Origin of the sequence: Atopococcus tabaci DSM 17538, from assembly GCF_000429585.1 — a bacterium.
Taxonomy (GTDB): Bacteria; Bacillota; Bacilli; order Lactobacillales; family Carnobacteriaceae_A; genus Atopococcus; species Atopococcus tabaci.
In genome coordinates this window covers 1-1,091 of record NZ_AUCD01000140.1, presented here as the reverse complement: position 1 = coordinate 1,091, position 1,091 = coordinate 1, and the positions used below count along the sequence as shown (strand labels likewise).

1 protein-coding gene is annotated in these 1,091 nt (G+C 40.7%); it reads right to left on the bottom strand.

Features of this window, described 5'->3' with window-relative positions:
* Positions 1–153: 153 nt before the first annotated feature.
* A complete protein-coding gene (locus tag G470_RS0111765) occupies positions 154–975 on the bottom strand; it encodes a flagellin N-terminal helical domain-containing protein (protein WP_028274954.1) in 822 nt (273 codons plus the stop codon).
* Between the last annotated feature and the right edge of the window lie 116 nt (positions 976–1,091).

Sequence of the window (1,091 nt, the reverse complement as noted above, 5' to 3'; positions counted from 1 at the left end):
TTTTGTATGCCTAATTATATATAGCAAAAACGACGAGAAAATTAGTTAATCTAATTTCTCGTCGTTTTTATTTAGTGGCTTTTGTCCCAGCCTCACAAATCTGTTGAACGTAATTTTTTTAATAAATGATTAAACAGGGTGAAGTGTTTTATTTTATTGCAACAACTGCAATACGCCTTGAGGCATTTGGTTGGCCTGTGCCAACATTGCTGTAGAAGCTTGGGAAAGGATATTGTTCTTCGTGAACTCCATCATTTCTTCTGCCATGTCCACGTCGCGGATACGGGAGTTGGCTTCGGATAAGTTCTCTTTTGTTGTTGTAAGGTTGTTAATCGTGTGTTCTAAGCGGTTTTGGCTTGCACCCAGTTCCGAACGTTGAGCAGAAACTAACTCGATTGCGCCATCAATAGCGTCAATTGCTCCAGTAGCATCAGTCGTAACATCTACAGATAAACTCAATCCAGTAGATGACATATCACCAATGTTTACCTCCATTTGCTCATCGGCAGTATTATTAGCGCCAATTTGAAGTTGAATGCCGCTTCCCGCTTCTGATAAACTACCATCCAGCAAAGCTTTTCCGTTAAAGGCAGTTGTGTTGGCTATTCTGTCAATTTCAGTAGTCAACGAGCTGATTTCTGCTTGAATTGCTGTCAAGTCTTCAGCACTGTTTGTTCCGTTTGATGCTTGAACGGAAAGGTCACGCATACGGTTCAAAATGCTGTGGGTTTCATTCAACGCACCTTCAGCTGTTTGGATTAAAGAGATACCGTCTTGAGCGTTACGGGTAGCTTGTGTCAAACCAGAAATTTGGTTTTTCATTTTTTCGGAGATGGACAACCCTGCTGCGTCGTCTCCTGCTTTGTTGATGCGCAATCCGGATGACAATTTCGCCAAAGAGCTGCTTTTTGCAGCGTTAGCTGAAGTCAAACGGGAGTATGTGTTCATTGCTGAAATATTTGTGTTGATTCTCATTGTGTGTTTCCTCCATTTTGTATGTTTTATTGAAAGCTATTGCCTTCTACTCTATTTATCGGATTGTTAGAGATTTATTTAAGTCGTAAATTTCAAGTTTAAGTTAGCCACCCCCA